This is a genomic window from Bdellovibrio sp. (genome assembly GCF_036384735.1).
In the GTDB taxonomy this organism is placed as follows: domain Bacteria; phylum Bdellovibrionota; class Bdellovibrionia; order Bdellovibrionales; family Bdellovibrionaceae; genus Bdellovibrio.
Genome location: NZ_DASVLT010000069.1, coordinates 25,717 through 42,375, shown reverse-complemented (window position 1 = coordinate 42,375; position 16,659 = coordinate 25,717). Strand labels below are relative to the sequence as shown.

Sequence of the window (16,659 nt, the reverse complement as noted above, 5' to 3'; positions counted from 1 at the left end):
TTCTTGATGAAGGCCCCTATGCGCAACTTTTGCATGACCTGGTTGTCGATGCGAAAGAAAAGCGCGCAAGCGATATCCATATTGAGCCACAGGAGGCGGCAGTCGAATTTCGATTGAGAATTGATGGTGAGATCACTTCTTATAAAACTATTGGAGTTGAACATAAGAACAGTTTGATTTTGGAGGTTAAAAGGACTTTTGGTCTTCCCATTGGAATCAGTGGCAGGCCGCAAGATTCTCGCGTGTCTTTTCCACATTTAATGTTGGATTTGCGGGTGAGCCTATTGCCGACTCTATTTGGTGAAAAGGTTGTGATGCGATTACTTGATTTAGATGCAACCTTTGAGCTTGAAAAATTGGGATTTACTGAAGATGAGCAAATTATTTTGAGAAAGGCAATCTCTTACGAGAACGGCGTAGTTGTAATTTCGGGTCCGACGGGAAGCGGTAAAAGTAAAACGCTATATTCATTGCTTCAAGCTGTGAATCCTAAGGAGTGTAACGTCATCACGTTGGAAGATCCAGTTGAGTATCGCATTCAGGGTCTAAATCAGGTGCAGATCAGTAAAAAAATCTCATTTGCTGAAGCATTACGGTCAGTATTGAGGCAAGACCCCGATGTAATTCTAGTGGGAGAGATTCGTGATCCTGAAACGGCGAGACTTTGCTTTCAGGCCGCGGAAACAGGACATTTAGTTTTTACAACACTTCATGCAAATGGGGCGATAGAAGTTGTTGAGCGTTTAGCCGGTCTTGGCGTCGAGCCCTTAGTGTTAGAGTCAAATTTAAGATTATCTCTGGCGCAGAGGCTGGAACAGAAATTGTGTCTCTCTTGTCGGATGCCGACAGATAAGGAAGGTTTATGGGTGAGGGAAATTGAAGGGTGTTCTGCGTGCAATAAGGGAATTTTGGGACGAGTTCCTATTTTGGAATGGGCATTATTTGATGCTAAAAGATTAGTGCTTGCACGCAGTCTCGCGGAGTCAAAACTTGCAAGGATTCGACAAGGAGATATCGATTGCCGGGAGTCGAAATGATGAAACATAAAATTTCATGTCTTTTACTGTGTCTTATATACTCAGCATTTTTCTTCTCGATGAAAGTAAATGCTAATGAAATAAATTATTTTGCAAGAAAAATTGATTTTTGGGGAGATGGTGAACCGTTAAAAGCGGCGTCGCCTAAAGCTCCTCTAAGTATTGAGCGAGATGAAAATAGTAAAAATGACTTTCCTTGGAAGAAGTATCTAGATCCTAAAAATAAGGAGTTTTTTAAAGAGGGTGATTATACACCGCCAGAGCCTTTTATGGAAATTGCTCGCAACCCGAGTGATGATAATTTGAAGCAATGGTTTGATTACATTAGAAAGAAGAATGAGCTTTCTTCAAGGCTCCAAGCTCGTATGCAAGAGTATTTAGCAAAGAATCAACCATCTTCAGATATTGGCATTCAGTCATCATATAAGGAACCGTCTTTAAAAGTTGATAGATTGAGGCGAGTTGCAAAAAATGTGGAGATAGATCCGAAGCGATTTCGCCTTCGAATGTATTTCGAATCCACTTGTCCACATTGTCGCAGGATGCTTGGCGTTTTAAAAAGATTTAGCGACCAAGGATATGAGGTCCAGGCTTTACAGATTGATGATGGTCCTGTTCCAATCGCTGAGAAAATAGTACCAATTCTGAAAGCGGATCGTAGAGACCTAAAAGCTCACGGTATTAAGGGAGTTCCTTTTTTACTTATTGCGGATACAAAAAGAAAGGCACTTCTTCCAGCAATAGAAGGATATCACGAATATTCTGAGATCGTAGAGATGCTAGAAGGTGTCAGTAGTCTTTGAACACGAGAGCAAACCACAAACGCTCTAAAAGTTAATTAAAATAAAAATTAGAGAAGTCCTCCACCACGTTAGGAGAGTGACTTCGAGCACATGAGGGAGTTTCTATGCTCGGAGAACGTCTATACGCTGGTGGTTCGCTCGTCTATTGTGGGCAATACCGCCTTGGAGATCCTCGAAATAAGAGGGAGAAGTGGTTTCTTTTTATTTTAATCGCGCTCCTAATTTCGTGGATTATGAATTCATACGCACATGCAGGGGTAAAGATCCCCGGATCAGATGCTTCCGATAAATTGGAAGCTGCTGGCACTGTTTTAAGAATTGTCGATTCAATGCTTTTTTCATGGGGAGCGCGAATCTTTGCAGGCCTTGCAGTGATGTCTGCTGGTTGGAATCTTAAAGAACAGCGATTTGGCATCGCAGTTTTGTGCGTCGTTGCCGCCATTATTTTAGGTACAGCTCCGATGTGGGTCAAAAATATTTTCGACATTGGGGGCGGTGGTAGTGTGTTTTCTCTTCTAAGTGTTCCGCTTGGAGGAAGTGATGTCTAAGAATGACATCTTGAAGACGAAGTATTCGACTCTCGTCAGTCAAACTATAGATTCGCCTATTACGGTTTTAGATTTCTGGGAGCTGTCGGACGTATTCATCGGTCTATTTATTATATTAATTTTCGGAGTCCTCTTTTATTCATGGGGAACAATGATTGTATTACTCAGTGTATTTCTGGGAGCTGGACCGATTGTTAAACGCCGTTATCCAAAAGGAATTTTTCTACATTGGCCATACGCCAACTTTCAAATGGAATTGCCGGGCCTCGTGAATCCAAAAGGAAAAAAGAGAAAGTATTCAGACTAAGGAGAACAGATGGACCAACCAAACAACCCAGAGGAGGGATGTGGATGCAAGAAGGAAAAGAAAACGCAAAACAAAATGGAGGATTTGAGCGAAAACCAAACTTCGATATGCAGGTCGGACTCTCAAAAGACGGAAAGTACTGGATCGTCAAACGAGTCGAAACGTGGATTCTGCCTCGTCGTTACCTTGATGTTATCGCTGAAAATCACGCTATTGAAAATCCTGCGGCTAAAGCTCAAGCCGATGGTGGAAAAGGTAAAAAGCAAAGGACACGAAATGATAACAGCAATGGAAAAGGGGATAGAGGCAGCGAAGGTGCAAGCACCTCCGGTGGGAGTGTACAAGGGGGTTGATCTGAGAGTATTGCCGAAGTTCATCTGCTTTAAGGCAGCACTGCTAAAGGAAAAAATGACTTTACAGTATGTCTTAGCGATTCATCTTGCGGCATTTGCGGCGACCTTCGCCTGTTCGCGATATGAGATTCACGGACTTGAGAAGCAGTTAAGAGAGAAGGAATACATTTTAGCGCCTGGGGTGATTGATTTCACCCCAGCGTCTCCTCAAACCGTCAGTGACTCCTACGTTACCGATGCGGCAATGAGTTTTATTAGTATGCTCGGAAATATCAATTCTGTAAACGCCGTCGAGCAGTACAAACGACTTGCGAATTTCATGTCCCCCGATCTTGGGGTGCAGTTCGCAGAGGAAAGTGCTGAATGGCTTGAGGCTGTAAAGAACGAGAATATCTCCGAAACACTGACTGTAACAGATCGAGAAATTATCTCTTCGGGTGATGGTTTTTATAAGGTAACGGCTCTGGCGCAACGGCAACGCTATTCGAATGGAGAAAATCTCGGACGAGCTGATGAAGTGATCGAGATGACCCTAAAGCTTGTTCCTCCGGTGCAAGGAAAACAATGGTACTTGGAGATTACGAGCCTAAAGCGCTCTAAGTCTGACGGATTTAAAGCGCAAGACCCCTTGAAAGAAAAAGACAAAAAGAAACATCAATAGGAGATGGAATGAATCAACTAAAAGTCAAAGTGAATTTACTGACAGCTTTGAATACATTTGCGTTGTTAGCCTATGTAGTTCTGTCTCTTCTTTTCGTGGCAATGCTGTCCGAAGAGGCGAATGCAAAGGTGATTTATACGAGTGAGAAGATTGAAACGATCCGTATTAAACACACGGGTCCTACCATCTTTAGATTTCCAAAATCTGTACAGACAATTTCTGGGGCTAGTAGGTTTGAGGTAAAATCCGCCAATCCAAAGGATTCTAGCTACTCGGTTTTGTCTGTAACTCCGAGATTTGCTGGAGTTTCCAACGACGTATCTTTCATTTTATCTGACGGAACAGTTGTCAGGGTAAAGATCGTAGCCGAAGTCAATGATCCGCTATCCGACAGCTTTTATGATTTTAAATCCGCGGATGCAAAAAGTAACGAGAGACCAGCGGATAGAGGTGAATCATCATTTGAGGTGGAGTTACTAAAGGCACTTGTTAGTGACTCGGCGATTTCTGGATATCAGATAATTAAAACGTCTCAGAGAATGCCATCAAAGCAGTCAGGTATAAGCGTTGAACTTACACGAATATATAAAGGAAGTCCTTATAACGGATATGTCTTCTTAGTGACGAATACGAGTTGGCGAAATGATATTGAGGTTGACGTTCGTAAATTCACTGTGGGTGACGATGGCCTCGCAATTCTTTCACAAAGCGATGAGTCTATTTTGAAACCAAAAGGAAAGGGAACATATAAAACTCTTGTTCGCGTCGTCGCAAAGAATACGGCGACAAGTAATGACGTTGTGATGCCGATGGAGGCGGAGGAACACAAGTCAAAGACTGAAAATGAGGATTAAGACAGAGGGGGGAGTATATGAGTATAACTGAAACAGTGCCCCAGTTGAAAATGGAAGACCTAAAAAAGTATTTCAATCGATTGAGAGAAATGCTGAAAGCAAGACCAGTTGCAGGCGGTTTAGTTTTTCTGGGGATTTTGATGTCTTTCAACCTTCTCTCCTTAAATCGAGGAAAAGAAGGACGGATCATTGAAAGTACCAAAGTAGTAAGTTTTCAAAACGGTCGAATTTTGAACGATAGAGAGGGAACCTTTTATCGCGGAAAAGAAAAGTTACTATCGCAAAAGGCACAGTCTTTGATTGATTCACAGTCGAAATTAGAAACGAGAATTGCGGAATTGGAAAAGAAGCTTGAGACGCAAGCAAATCAAAATACAACCGCAAATCAGCAAAGTATAAGTGGAGTACCCTCTGGCAGTCAGACGGCTTTAAGTACCACGACGAACAGTACGGAAACACCTATTCAACTTTATCCTTCGACGATGGCGGAGGAGCAAAGAGTGGATTTGGCGGCTTCACCGAATCGAAAAAATCAAAAAGATGGAGGTCACGTTCTCATCAAGGCAAAGGGACCAGATGTCATTTCCTTTCCAGTTAAAAGTGACGTGAAAGGACAAGGTGTGGTGTTGCCAGCAGGTAGTTATGTAAAGGCTAAAATCTTAACTGGTGTTGATGTGCCGGAGGGACGGACTTACCCAGTTTTAATGGTTTTAGATTACTCCTATGTTGCGCCGAACGATCACAAAATTGATTTATCTGGCTGTTTCATGATTGCAAAAGCAGAAGGAGATCTTTCTACCGAGCGAGTTCAAATGCAGCCGACAAAAATGAGTTGTGTTTCGAAGCACGGAAAGATGTTTGAGCGGGCCGTGAAGGGATTTGTAGCGGATGACAAAGATAACTCGTTTGCCATGCAAGGGAAGGTTCAATCTAAACAGGGGCGCGTCGCATCTATGGCTTTCCTAGCAAGTGTGATTGAAGGCGTTGGAAAGGCTGTCCAAGCAACTCAAACGACACAAAGTACTAACGCTTTTGGTGGCACTCAAAGTGCGATGACTGGTGATGCGGAAAAGTATGTGGTCGCTGGTGGGGCCGCGAATGCTGCGAGCATGGTTGCGCAATGGTATTTAAAGCAAGCGCAGAACTTGGCTCCGACTGTATCGGTCGGTTCAGGAAGAGACGTATGGATCGTGATGAGCGAAAAGGTTTCTTTGCCAGAAGAATATTTCAAGAAAGAAGGGGTTAAAGGGAATGAAGGTATTTATTCATATTTTACTCGTGTTCTTGACTAGCTGTTTTATGGGCTGTGCGACCAAGACGGAGAAGTCACTACTAGAAGAGAGGGCCGGATACGATGTTAAAGCACCGCCTAACGGGATGAGTGAGGTTTACAGCAAAGGAGTTCGATATGTTCCGACCAGAGTGCCCGAAAAAGTGGTAGTTGCATGGCTTCACCCAAAAGAACTGCCGTCTAAAGATTACTTTTGGGGGGCTTGGATTTCGGTGCTGGTTGCGCCGGAGAGTTGGGAAATGAAAAAGGCTACAGGTCCCGATATGAAAGGTAAGAAGGCAGGACTCAAGTTATCAGATAGCACAAAACCAACTTCGAAAAGAATTCCATCTAAGAAGTAGGAATTTGCAAAGGAGCATTTAATGACAAAGCTTAATTTAAATGGAGGCAACGAGGTCATGAGTAGAGTGCTCAGTGGTCGGGATCTCTTTATGAAGGCACTTTTTGAGAGACCCGATTCTTTCGCAAAAATATTACCTTATGAGGAATATCTTCAGAAGGATGGGATTTATCTTTTAAAAGATGGATCACTTGGAGCGGTTTACGAAATCGATCTCGTTGAGCATGAGCCTTTGAAAGCTTCTGATATCGTTGATGTCGTAGATGCTTTGAAGTCTTGGTTTTTTCTTCCTGAGAAGTGTACTCTTCAGGTGCTCTTTGATCAATCATATATACCTGCTCGTGATAAAGTTTGGACTCAAATAAAAAATAGCTTTCCATCGTCAAATCCCTTTTCTCAAGCGATTCTCGATGCGCGTATTGAGATGTTCAAGAATGCTTGTGAAGGAAGAACAGCACTTTCTCCGATGAGAAGAAGAACTTTATTGTCGATTCGCTATTTTCCAGAAACCCGTAGCTTCATTACTATGAAAAATATTGCGGCTAGAAATGAAAAAGTATTGTTCGATGCAATGGGTGAAATGAGCGGAGAAATCGCTGAGTTTTCACAATTACTTTTGCAGTTTTTGGAGAGTTCTAAGGTCGGATTAAAAAGACTATCGGGTGAAGACCTTGTTGACTTTTTAAGAGCATTCTTCAACCCAAAGGAATACTTGCAGCGTGTGTTTGCCCCATTCAATCCAGATATTTCGATTTCGGAGCAAGTTGTCTATTCGGGGCCGACCGGGACATTGAAAGGAATCGAGAGAGAGGGCGTAAAGACTAGAACAATAACATTAAAGACAAGTCCTAGACGTGTTGTCCCTGGCTTGATGGCAAATTTTTTGACGAAGAATTTCCCATTTAAAATATCACTCAATTTTAGTTTTCCGCAAAGGAACAAGGTAAAAAGCTATTTTGATGTGAAAGAGTTTTTTCTGCAAAGTACTCCGAATGCTAAATCTCGTCGTCAGCTTCATGAATTGAAGGAGATTCAGGAGCGTTTAGCCCATGACGAACGATGTCTGTTTATGACGTTTTGTGTACTTATCGAAGGGGAGAGTGAAGAGATTCTTGATGAACGTGAGCGTGCTGTCATCTCGATCTTTCACAATGACTTAGAGTGTGAAGTAATTCAGGAAGAATTAGTTGGACTTGGATTGTGCCTCAATACGTTGCCACTGTTTTATAGTCCTGCTTCGGATTACTCCGCACAACGGTTTATCCGCATTCTTAATAAAGATGCGGTAAAGCTCTTGCCGGTCTTTGACTCGTTTAGAGGGACTGGAAATCCCATGCAGCTTTTCCTCTCCAGAGAAAATAATCTTATTCAGTTTTCGTGGATTGCTAATCAGATTTCAAATCACTCTGTATTTTTGGGAGATACGGGATCGGGGAAAAGTAAATTTGCATTGGACTGTGTGCAAGCGATGAAGTTGCTTTCGCCGGAAAGACTTGCCTTCGTAATCGACAAGCGTGCTAGCTGTGAAACTCTTTGTCGAGACTTCGACGGCGATTTGAGCATCTTTGATCCAAAGAAGGGAATGCCCCTTTCTCCGTTTCGGGGAGTATTTGATGACGATAAGGTTCAATTTCTAACAAAGTTAATATTAACCGGAGTGAAGCTGACATCAGCAAGTTTTGAGATGGAGAGCCATCACGTAAGCATTGTCTCAAGGGCTTTAAAGGAGGCTTACTTAAGACGAGCTAGAGAAAAGGGGGTTACATATAAAGATGGGGAATTAATTGATTCAAAAAGCGAGGGGGAAATAGCTGTTTCAATGGATGATGTGGTTGCATCAATGGCTGCACTAACATCCGAAGAGGAATTTGAAGGATTGAAAGAATCTATTGAGGATCTTATTGTCCGCCTCATGCCTTTTTATGGTGATGGGATTTATGCAAATTTCTTGAAGGCTCCAAAAAAGAAAAAGAAAGCACTATCACTAGATAAACTTCTTTATGCCTATGATATGGAAGCGCTGGATTCGGATGAGACTCTGAAGGTCATGATGAGTATGTCGATAATCTACGAGATTATGACCATGATGAACAAGCCAGAAAATTTGGCTCGCGGAGGAGTTCTTTATATCGAAGAGCTTGGCTGTTTAGGCCGCGACAATCCAATCGTGGGAGACTTTATCGTGGAAGCCACAGAACGTATGCGTAAAATGGGATTTTTCGTTCTTGGCGTAGCGCCAAACCCAGCAATCTTTTTCGAGCTGGAAGCGGGGAGAGCAATTTGGAGAGCGGCTGATAATTTCTTTTTCTTCAAGATGAGTCGGGACAATGTAAAGTACCTCAGAGAAAAATCGGATGTGCTGGATGAGGGAGAAGCTGAGGTTGTTTCAAGCCTTGATACAAAAGACAGAGAATATGCCGAAGTCTTTTATAAAAACAAAGCGGGAAGTATCAAGGGCGCATTCAGATATATCCAGTCGTCATTAGATCGAAGAACCTCTGCTAATAGTGAACGCGAGAAGGCTGAAATGGCTGATCTTAGCGAATAACCCATCGAACTAGAGCCTACCCAAATTGGGCGGCATATATCAACAGTCTCCTTCCTACAACCGGATGCGGAAGGTCTTGGATGAGGAGACAAGTTAATGAAAAAATTTGTATTGTTCTTTTATGCACTCTTTGTGAGCGGCTCGTCCTTTTCGGCTGACAATGATTTTTCATATAAAAATCAAACTGAACTTCGTGCTGGTGACTATTTGTTTCAGCACCAAGGTTTAAAGAAAGATCCAATTTTCGAAAATTATAGATCGGTAGATTTGGGAGTAAATCTAGGGGTGGGATCTGATTGTGGACGCGTGGATTTCAAAAGCACTCTTCAGGCGACATTGAAGAACATGCTCGACAGCCGATACTTTGGCGACATGGGAAAGGACATCATCGCAGGATCTCCGATGTTAGTTGCATGTTATTTTTCACCAACCTGGTGTGCAATTTTAAAACATTCACAGATTAACGCGAACTTCATGTCACAGATGCGACTGAATCAATGTGCCCTCATGGATAAATACGTCGATTCTCGCGTCGAAGACTACTATGAGGAACGACAAGATTGTGTTCACCGTGAAATTGAAAAGAATGGCGGCAATATAGAAGCTGCGATGCAGACCTGTAACTCGGGGCGAACCTGGGACATGGATATCGCGAATTGGTCAGGTTCAAAATATGGAGATAAGTCTTCGTCGAACAAGCTAATTGAGAGTTCAGCAAAATGGGCGGGCTTAGATTCTGAGCCCGATGGAAAGTCTCTAAAGCTCGTCCAGGGGCTTGTAGGTGATACGGTGCTAACTAAGGGTACGGTGTCTGTTGAGTATGGTGGTAGGCCTTTTGCCTTAACACCAAGAACTCACTTGGCCTCACTTGAGCAGGAAGTTCAGGAAAAGCTTTGTTCTAATTTTATGAGAAAGGTCGATGAGGTCTCTAGTATAAACGAGGCCGTGCGAACAGCAAACCTTAAAGAATATACTGGGACTGATGACTCCACTCTATTAGACCGCCAAACGCTTCGTAATCTGGCTATCATGCCATTGCGAACGCGAGGCTTATATTGCCGTCGCCTGGCAAGTTCAATCGCGGTGGCCCGGTTTTCAGAAGATATGAACAGATCTTTGGACATTCTCAGTGTGGCTAGTCAGAACCCAAATTTGCCGGATCGTCGAAAAAAGGAAATAGCCGATAAACGCCAAGCTCTAAAAGAATCCATCGATGCGACATTAGATCTTCAAAGAGAAAGAAATAGTCCACTCAATAAGGTCGTTGCCCAAATAAATGAAGAGGGGCTGACGATCAGCCGAGAGCTGAGTGAAGAAAAACTGAGCCGAGACGATGCTGAACAAAGCGGTCGATCCATAAAGTCTAAGTTATTCGATTGTTCTGATGGCGTACTTTGTAATTAGGAGACTGCATGTTTTCAAATACTGCTTACGAAGCTCTCTATCAGATCATTGGTTTGGAGCTGCATTCAAAATTTATTGAGGTGATTACGAGTGAAAGCTTTTTTAAGGGGCTGATTCTTCTTATCTTTGGAGCCATGTTTTTCATAACGCTGGTGAAATTCATTTCCAGATATATTCCAGGTTCACTCGTTGAAAAACGCCACGTACCACTTTCGAAATTCATGAAGATTTCCGCATGTCTTTTTCTGGGGCTCGCGATTTTGAGGGTCGGTACTAACTCAGAAGTCTTGGACTTTAAAGGTGGGAACTGGGCCGACAATAAATATGTTCAGCGAGAGCATACTGATGTTGTCAGCGGATATCGTGTAAGTATTTTGTTCAGCCTAATCAGTGGGACGGCGGAGGAATTTTCAGCTCTTTTGTCTAGAATTATCGATGGGCTCTTCGCAAAGGGAAACTCTCAGCTAGAGACTCCAGACTTCTTTTACAAGGCGGTGATGTATGCGGGAGCTGCTGCAATTGATAATCCGGCATTGCGATCTGAATTGCAGTTCTACACCAATGAATGTTTTCTGAAGGTCTTGCCGGAGGTTGAGAGGGACGGAAGTCAAAGCTCTTTGGATCAGCTCTTTAGAATCAGTAATGAAGCAGAAAAGGGCCTGTCCATGATTCCCCTTGAGTTGGGTAACGGCAGACAGTCCAACTGTCTTGAAGTGAAAGATCAGGTTAGATCTCATCTTATAGATTTTGCTTCGGAGCAAGTGGGTGGTTTGCCGGAGTCTACACGTGAAAAATATTTCGGTAACTACTTCGATTCGACTTCTTATTGGAACTATACGGCATCGATGGCTCTTGTGAATTACTACATGGACGACCATGAGGGGAGATTGGGAATTCAAAAAGGAGCCGAGTCAATGGGAACGGCTTCCTCGGTTTTTCAAACGCTCAATCGGTTCGTTCGTTGGGACGGTTGGCTTGGTGCTTTAGGATTCAGGACAACTCAAGGGGCTTCAGAGGCGGCGAGCCGATCGCAAGAGTTCAGTGAGCATTTGGCACGGGCACCTCATGTTGCCGGATTTATCAAGATGATCTTAATTGCGATATTTCCTTGGCTCATATTCTTCGTTGTTGCGGGCTATTGGCGAGTTTTGGTCATTTGGTTTTGGATCTACTTTTCCGTGCTGATGTGGGCACCGCTTTGGACCCTGCTTTATCACATCATGCTGGGAATAGCGATGTCGAGTGAAGTTATGCAGGCGTTCGGTAATTTACACGATGGGGTTTCGCTATATTCTGCGGCTCTTGTGAATTCGAGAATGTATTACGTGTACTCAATTTATTCGTGGGTTCAACTTTTGGTGGGTACGTTAACGACTGGGACTGTAGTTATGTTCTTAAAACCGATGCTTGGAGAAAGTGACACTGAGGAAAAGCCGGAATTCCTTGATCCGGCTACAGGAGTAGCATCATCGGTTATGAAAGCTATGATCTAGTTTTATTGGCTATAAGGAAAAGTGCTATGCACTTTCCTCGGGGGTGTGGGGGCTTTGCCCTCACTTTTTTGGGGGAAGTGATATCACTCCCCTAGCTTGCCGCGAACTAAAAGACCTAAAAGAAAACTACAAAATTTAATCGAAATACAAAGGAGAAAGATGAATCAAAAAAATTTAAAACTCAGACAACTAACAAACTTAAAACGAATCAATTTTGTAACAATTTTGGTGTCCACCAGTCTGTGTTTTGGGATGATTGGGTGTGCAACAGTGACTACAAATGAACAGAATTTGCGAGCAATTCTGACGAAGGAAAAGGCTTTGATCGAAGCCTTAAAAACTCAAAGAGAGGGCTTTGAAATTATTCAAGAGCTTCAGAAAAGTGAGACACTAATGAAAGCTGAACAGAATTTATTGATAAGCTTGAATGAGATTTTGTCGGCCAACAAAGTTATGATGAATAAGGTCTTGAAAGATAACAAAGAGGGAGATGGAAATGAACGAATTAGAAACAGTTACCACTAGTTCCGGTGAAGAGGTTATGAAAGCTGTCGGAGAGTTGAGTGCGACAAAAGAAATGGTTTCAGAAGCCGTTTTAGCAGACGATTCGATTCATGAAGAAGTTGAGGGATGGCTTACTACGATTTTTAAAGCGTTACTCTCTGCTTTCAAATAGCAGCGGATCTAATTTAGTGCTTGATCCCGATCAGGGAAAAGTAAATTCAATCTAGAAATCCCACGATACCCCGAGGATTTTCTGAACTGATATTGGATAAAAATATGAGTGCAGAAAGTGATAAAAAAGAACTCAAGCCATCGAATGCAACCTGTGTCCGTTTTTCGCCGCACGAGCAGAGTATGATTGAAAAGATGGAGCGAGTTACTGGAATGTCAAAACCGGCCTTATTAAAGAAAGCTCTGTTCAAAAGGCTAGATTTACTTCGCCCTTTGTTTCTTCCAGAAGATACACAAAAGCTCATTGTGGAGTTAAATCGGCAAGGAAACAATCTCAACCAAATTGCTCGAAAGGTGAATGAAGGTTCGCGAGAGGGATGGAATCAGGCATTCAATAGTTTGACGACAGCCTATTTTGAAATTCGTCGTTTGATCTCGGTGGGAAATGGCAACAGTCAAAATTGATTGGGTCAAAAAGCCGGAGGCATTGGAGAATTATTTGAATAAGGAAAGAGAAGCGGAAATGGTTCGTTCGAGTTCTCATGGCCTGCCTGAAAAGGCTGCTGAGAGTATTCGTCTTGAGCACGAACGAACTAAGAGCAAAGCAAAGAACCTTGCGTTGACTATTATTCAGTCTTGGCACCCTAGTGAGAGCAATTTGTTTTCACCAGAGAAATACAATGAGATGGGACAAGAGCTTGCAAAACGTCTTGCTCCTGGTCACATGGCATGGGTTGTCACACATACAGAAAAAGCCCATATACATAATCATGTAGTCATTTGCTCGGTACACTCGGAGACAGGCAAATTATTGGAAAATAAGAAGTCATTGATTTTCAAAACGAGAGAAATCAATGACAACATCGCGAGGGAAAATGGTTTATCTGTTCTTGCTCCTTCGATTAAATCAAGGGAAGAGAAATTGCCTGAGCGAGCAAAGGCAATGGTCGCTCATGGTAAGAGGTCGTGGAGATATGATCTCTTGCAAAAGGCGGATTTTGCAAGAGCTGCGAGCACAAGTTTCGATGAGTACGTGTCCATTTTAGGGGTATTGGGTGTGCATGCGCGGATTGAGAATAAAGGCATTAGCTATCTGTATGGAGAGCGCACAAAAGCTATTCGGGGAAAAAATGTTGGGGATAACTTTACAAAAGAAGGCTTGATAAAAGCGTTTAGGGAGAATGATGCAAGATTCACAAAACAGCCAGACATTCGAGAGCGAATACAACGAGAAGTCGGAGCAATTCGATCTGGAAGCAGAGGCACTGTGGGAGTTGAAGGCAATTTACTATCTGAATCAACAAGCAATACAAGCGTCGGAGCAAAGGATTACGGTAAGTTTACAAAAATTGACCGCCGCAGTCCTCGTGACAGGTTGCCTTGGGCTTTGCGCAACTCTGACAGCATTTTACATGAGGAGATGAAGAGGGCAGAAGCAAAGAGTATTTTTAAGTATTGCGAAGAGAATAAAATTTCTCTGATTCAAAATCAAAAAGGCCAAACTGTCTTGAAGGGACGGGAGTTCATTCATGTCACAGAGAACGGATGGAAAAATACCAAGAATTACACCCAAGGGTCGATTATTGAATTCGTTGCTTATCACCATGATGTTGATTTTTTGAGGGCAATTTCAAAAATCAATGAGAATCCTCGGTTGATGATGCTTGAGCCATTGATGAGTGAACATAAGAGAACCTTTAGATCGTTCTATGTACCCACAGAGCAAAAGGCTGATTCGAAAAAGAGTAAAGAATTTGTTAGTCTTTTTTTAAAGCAAAATGGCTACAAAGAGAGTCAGACTGAAGCTCTTTTAAAGAGTGATCGTATGTTCGTATCAAAAAATAACATAATATTTTTTGTGAACAAAAAAGAGGACTCTGCCGTCGGGTATTCAGTGGATCGAGAATCAGGTGCGTGGAAGTCAGTTAGACATGGAAAACCACATGAGACCTTTTTAGCAGAAATCAAGCAGTCCAAGAGGTTAACGGTATTTCACAACCCTGTTGATTTCATATTGTCTGATGCTGAGCGGGGTAGTCGAGGGAAGAAAGGTTCTCATCTGGTGATGTTTGATGAAAAGTCTAACTCAGCCTTGTTATCGACAGTCGCGCTCAATCCGCAAATTCGCGAAGTAGAATTTGTATTCAGTCGGAATGAGAATTTGAGACAACGGCAAGAATTATTTGTTACAAATTTTCGTAAAGCACTGACGCCTTTTGAAATTGAAGTGAAGACGTCTGTCGCGCCGGAAGTCACAAAAGAGCGCAGTCGTAATATCAGTCTTGAGTTATAGAAAACTCCTACAAACTCAGTTTGGGGCTTTAAAATTAAGAATTTCCTCTCCTACCACAAAAAGGCGGTCGAGGTTTCATAAAAGAAGGTTTTTATGGAATCAACCGATGTCAAAAAAGTTCAAGTTTCTAAAAAGGCAACTAGTGCAAATTTGCGAGTGAAAATTGAGACTCGTAAGCGTCTGTTATCAGAGCTGGCAAAGATCAACAAAAAGAGTTTCGGACGTAAGGTTCGGGTCGATCAGATTCTGAATTTGCTGCTGGACCTCCTAAAGCAAGAACACATTCAAAAGTTACAAGATGGCTCCCTTTCGAATGCTGACCGCATTGAGATGAGCTACCGCGACTATATCAAGAAAAATGGCAACGTTTCTAAAGACGAATTCCTCGGAATTTTACTGAAGCAAGAGTCGCTTTCGTCGCTTTCTGGTGCAGCGTTTGTGGACGAAAAAACGCTGCAAAATAAATGATGATTTTGCTGCATTTTCTCTCTGATTTTCGCGCCGTTCTGATGCTTAAAAAATTTGTTTGTTTGCGAGGAAAATGGTATGAATTTAACAGGTCAATTAGTTGCTAATGGGCCGTCGATCTTTGACAAAAAAATATGGTTTATCGAAGACGTTGCAGAGTTCACAAGATACGCAATCGGGACTCTGTATAACTTAACGTCTAAGAATTTGATTCCACATAGGAAGAAGCGCGGAAAGCTCTATTTCGTTCCTCTTGAGATCCAAAATTGGATTGATGAAGGAGGTATGAAGTGAGTAGTGAGTACGTGGTTCTTGAAAAGCATCCAGGCATCAGAAAACATGTAAAGTCTGGGCGTTATCAAGCAAAGAAAAAAATAGGTAACAAGCAATACGCCGAAACTTTTGATTCCTTACGTGATGCCATTTATTGGCGAAATACGTTTAATGGAGAAAGAAAGTTAACTGCTCCTGATGAGGGCGAGAAGAAAACTAGTACGCTCGGTCATGTGTGGGGGAAAATGCAAGAACTGCATTTTCCTTCATTGGAATTGAGCACTCAGTTAATCTGGAAACGCCGCTTTGAACAGTTAGAGAATCTTACTGATTTTCACATGGAGGATATTACTTCTAAGGTCATCAATGAATGGATTGAAGAAAAAAAGAAGTATTATTTGTCTGATAAGTATGAGGGGTTAAGTAGAGGCAGGGCACGACGTTGCAATCTGTATAACGAGTTAAATCTCTTTACCTGCATATTCAATTGGTACAAATCAGAAGATATTTTCGAAGAGGAGTCGGCAATGCTGATTAACCCTATTCGACTGCGACACAAAAAAATGGCGTTTATCCGTGATACTCCGGTTAAACCGGAAGACCGGAAAATTCCAGTTGGGGCGGCATTCAAATTTTTTTCTGCATTCAATAATGAATTGTATGCAGACTTGGCGATGGCTCAGTTCTTTTGTGCTGGACGAATTAGCGAGATTGCGGGCATTCAGATTTCGAATATTTACTTGGAAGAGGAGTATATTCTTATCAAAGATGTGGTGGTTTGGGCGAACAAAAATAAAATGTTCGAATATTTAAAACCCTTTCCGAAAAATCGTGAAACTCGTCGTGTTCATATTCATCCGTGGTTACGAGCGATTATTGAAAGACGCCTTAAAGCAAGAGTGCCTGGATGTAATTATTTGTTTCACGTTGATGGAAAGCCGCTGAATTATTGTACGATTCAAGTTAACTACCGTGGTGCCCAAAAGCGATGTGGTATTCCTTATCGTGGTACGCATTGTTTGCGGCATGGGATGGCGACGTTGGCTCGTAAAGTTGGTGGGCAAGGGCTTGATTCTGTTATTGCAATGACAGGGCATAAAGATCTAAAACTTGCGGATCATTATTCCAAAATTGATGGTGAAGTTCAGCGAGATACTTCACTCAAAGTGTTGGAGTATATTCGTCAGCTAGGACTTTATGAGAGCGAAACTGAGAAGTACACGAACGTAATTCCATTGCGAAGTATGAAGTAAAATGAAATAAGATGAGCTAGGATGACATGAGCAAAAAATTGGGTGACATGAGGGTGAC

General features: G+C 42.3%; 18 protein-coding genes. All 18 read left to right on the top strand.

Features of this window, described 5'->3' with window-relative positions:
* Window positions 1-1,037, top strand: a 1,037-nt coding sequence (locus tag VF412_RS19345; protein WP_331340921.1) for a GspE/PulE family protein, incomplete at its 5' end; no start/stop codon positions are given.
* The gene (gene traF / locus VF412_RS19340; RefSeq protein WP_331340920.1) at window positions 1,034-1,840 is read left to right on the top strand and encodes a conjugal transfer protein TraF; all 807 of its coding nucleotides are present in this window, start codon (window positions 1,034-1,036) and stop codon (window positions 1,838-1,840) included. The genes VF412_RS19345 and traF, both read left to right, overlap by 4 nt.
* A gap of 233 nt (window positions 1,841-2,073) precedes the next feature.
* Window positions 2,074-2,388 carry a hypothetical protein gene (locus tag VF412_RS19335; protein WP_331340919.1) on the top strand — a complete coding sequence of 105 codons (315 nt, stop codon included), beginning with the start codon at window positions 2,074-2,076 and terminating at the stop codon, window positions 2,386-2,388.
* On the top strand, window positions 2,381-2,695 hold the full coding sequence (locus VF412_RS19330; protein ID WP_331340918.1) for a hypothetical protein: 315 nt from the start codon (window positions 2,381-2,383) through the stop codon (window positions 2,693-2,695). Before VF412_RS19335 ends, VF412_RS19330 begins: the two co-directional genes overlap by 8 nt.
* 9 nt (window positions 2,696-2,704) lie before the next feature.
* Window positions 2,705-3,709, top strand: coding sequence for a hypothetical protein (locus VF412_RS19325; RefSeq protein WP_331340917.1), 1,005 nt, complete (start codon window positions 2,705-2,707; stop codon window positions 3,707-3,709).
* 8 nt (window positions 3,710-3,717) lie between these two features.
* A complete protein-coding gene (locus VF412_RS19320; RefSeq protein WP_331340916.1) occupies window positions 3,718-4,563 on the top strand; it encodes a hypothetical protein in 846 nt (281 codons plus the stop codon).
* A gap of 17 nt (window positions 4,564-4,580) precedes the next feature.
* Window positions 4,581-5,855 (top strand): TraB/VirB10 family protein, encoded by a 1,275-nt coding sequence (locus tag VF412_RS19315; protein ID WP_331340915.1) that lies wholly within the window; start codon window positions 4,581-4,583, stop codon window positions 5,853-5,855.
* The gene (locus VF412_RS19310) at window positions 5,815-6,195 is read left to right on the top strand and encodes a hypothetical protein (protein WP_331340914.1); all 381 of its coding nucleotides are present in this window, start codon (window positions 5,815-5,817) and stop codon (window positions 6,193-6,195) included. The genes VF412_RS19315 and VF412_RS19310 overlap by 41 nt, the downstream gene beginning before the upstream one ends.
* 21 nt (window positions 6,196-6,216) lie before the next feature.
* On the top strand, window positions 6,217-8,742 hold the full coding sequence (locus VF412_RS19305; RefSeq protein ID WP_331340913.1) for a TraC family protein: 2,526 nt from the start codon (window positions 6,217-6,219) through the stop codon (window positions 8,740-8,742).
* 96 nt (window positions 8,743-8,838) lie between these two features.
* Complete coding sequence (locus VF412_RS19300; RefSeq protein WP_331340912.1) at window positions 8,839-10,146, top strand: hypothetical protein; 1,308 nt, start codon at window positions 8,839-8,841, stop codon at window positions 10,144-10,146.
* 8 nt (window positions 10,147-10,154) lie between these two features.
* A complete protein-coding gene (locus tag VF412_RS19295) occupies window positions 10,155-11,639 on the top strand; it encodes a conjugal transfer protein TraG N-terminal domain-containing protein (RefSeq protein ID WP_331340911.1) in 1,485 nt (494 codons plus the stop codon).
* A gap of 159 nt (window positions 11,640-11,798) precedes the next feature.
* Window positions 11,799-12,164, top strand: a complete 366-nt coding sequence (locus tag VF412_RS19290; protein ID WP_331340910.1) for a hypothetical protein — start codon at window positions 11,799-11,801, stop codon at window positions 12,162-12,164.
* Window positions 12,136-12,315: a hypothetical protein gene (locus VF412_RS19285; protein ID WP_331340909.1), complete on the top strand. Its 180-nt coding sequence runs from the start codon at window positions 12,136-12,138 to the stop codon at window positions 12,313-12,315. Before VF412_RS19290 ends, VF412_RS19285 begins: the two co-directional genes overlap by 29 nt.
* A 92-nt stretch (window positions 12,316-12,407) precedes the next feature.
* Window positions 12,408-12,779 carry a plasmid mobilization protein gene (locus VF412_RS19280; protein WP_331340908.1) on the top strand — a complete coding sequence of 124 codons (372 nt, stop codon included), beginning with the start codon at window positions 12,408-12,410 and terminating at the stop codon, window positions 12,777-12,779.
* Window positions 12,760-14,607, top strand: coding sequence for a relaxase/mobilization nuclease domain-containing protein (locus VF412_RS19275; RefSeq protein ID WP_331340907.1), 1,848 nt, complete (start codon window positions 12,760-12,762; stop codon window positions 14,605-14,607). Before VF412_RS19280 ends, VF412_RS19275 begins: the two co-directional genes overlap by 20 nt.
* A 93-nt stretch (window positions 14,608-14,700) precedes the next feature.
* Window positions 14,701-15,075, top strand: a complete 375-nt coding sequence (locus VF412_RS19270; RefSeq protein ID WP_331340906.1) for a hypothetical protein — start codon at window positions 14,701-14,703, stop codon at window positions 15,073-15,075.
* Window positions 15,076-15,153: 78 nt separating this feature from the next.
* Complete coding sequence (locus VF412_RS19265) at window positions 15,154-15,369, top strand: helix-turn-helix domain-containing protein (RefSeq protein ID WP_331340905.1); 216 nt, start codon at window positions 15,154-15,156, stop codon at window positions 15,367-15,369.
* A complete protein-coding gene (locus tag VF412_RS19260; RefSeq protein WP_331340904.1) occupies window positions 15,366-16,601 on the top strand; it encodes a site-specific integrase in 1,236 nt (411 codons plus the stop codon). Before VF412_RS19265 ends, VF412_RS19260 begins: the two co-directional genes overlap by 4 nt.
* Window positions 16,602-16,659 lie beyond the last annotated feature (58 nt).

Excerpts from the sequence above, each read along its gene's own strand:
- traF (WP_331340920.1), top strand. The coding sequence starts at position 1,034 with ATGATGAAACATAAAATTTCATGTCTTTTACTGTGTCTTATATACTCA.
- VF412_RS19335 (WP_331340919.1), top strand. The coding sequence starts at position 2,074 with ATGAATTCATACGCACATGCAGGGGTAAAGATCCCCGGATCAGATGCT.
- VF412_RS19330 (WP_331340918.1), top strand. The coding sequence starts at position 2,381 with ATGTCTAAGAATGACATCTTGAAGACGAAGTATTCGACTCTCGTCAGT.
- VF412_RS19325 (WP_331340917.1), top strand. The coding sequence starts at position 2,705 with ATGGACCAACCAAACAACCCAGAGGAGGGATGTGGATGCAAGAAGGAA.
- VF412_RS19320 (WP_331340916.1), top strand. The coding sequence starts at position 3,718 with ATGAATCAACTAAAAGTCAAAGTGAATTTACTGACAGCTTTGAATACA.
- VF412_RS19315 (WP_331340915.1), top strand. The coding sequence starts at position 4,581 with ATGAGTATAACTGAAACAGTGCCCCAGTTGAAAATGGAAGACCTAAAA.
- VF412_RS19310 (WP_331340914.1), top strand. The coding sequence starts at position 5,815 with ATGAAGGTATTTATTCATATTTTACTCGTGTTCTTGACTAGCTGTTTT.
- VF412_RS19305 (WP_331340913.1), top strand. The coding sequence starts at position 6,217 with ATGACAAAGCTTAATTTAAATGGAGGCAACGAGGTCATGAGTAGAGTG.
- VF412_RS19300 (WP_331340912.1), top strand. The coding sequence starts at position 8,839 with ATGAAAAAATTTGTATTGTTCTTTTATGCACTCTTTGTGAGCGGCTCG.
- VF412_RS19295 (WP_331340911.1), top strand. The coding sequence starts at position 10,155 with ATGTTTTCAAATACTGCTTACGAAGCTCTCTATCAGATCATTGGTTTG.
- VF412_RS19290 (WP_331340910.1), top strand. The coding sequence starts at position 11,799 with ATGAATCAAAAAAATTTAAAACTCAGACAACTAACAAACTTAAAACGA.
- VF412_RS19285 (WP_331340909.1), top strand. The coding sequence starts at position 12,136 with ATGAACGAATTAGAAACAGTTACCACTAGTTCCGGTGAAGAGGTTATG.
- VF412_RS19275 (WP_331340907.1), top strand. The coding sequence starts at position 12,760 with ATGGCAACAGTCAAAATTGATTGGGTCAAAAAGCCGGAGGCATTGGAG.
- VF412_RS19270 (WP_331340906.1), top strand. The coding sequence starts at position 14,701 with ATGGAATCAACCGATGTCAAAAAAGTTCAAGTTTCTAAAAAGGCAACT.
- VF412_RS19265 (WP_331340905.1), top strand. The coding sequence starts at position 15,154 with ATGAATTTAACAGGTCAATTAGTTGCTAATGGGCCGTCGATCTTTGAC.